Genomic DNA, 264 nt, shown 5'->3' on the forward strand with positions numbered 1-264 from the left:
CCCGCCCCGCAAAGCCGCATGGATGGCGAATGGGATGAGCGCGATATGGTGGGCTTTGCCCGCCTGATGGCGGCGCATCGTCATGAAATCGCGGCGGTGATCATTGAGCCGATTGTCCAGGGCGCAGGCGGGATGCGCATGTACCATCCGGAATGGTTAAAACGAATCCGCAAAATATGCGATCGCGAAGGTATCTTGCTGATTGCCGACGAGATCGCCACTGGATTTGGTCGTACCGGGAAACTGTTTGCCTGTGAACATGCA

The 264-nt window shown here is 57.2% G+C and carries 1 protein-coding gene; it reads left to right on the forward strand.

The window, feature by feature from the left end:
* Nucleotides 1-18: 18 nt before the first annotated feature.
* Nucleotides 19-264 (forward strand): aminotransferase class III-fold pyridoxal phosphate-dependent enzyme (locus tag AC0L3J_RS38145; RefSeq protein ID WP_473350579.1); only part of this gene is annotated, 246 nt, incomplete at its 3' end.

The organism is Bradyrhizobium sp. Kon37 (genome assembly GCF_055807535.1).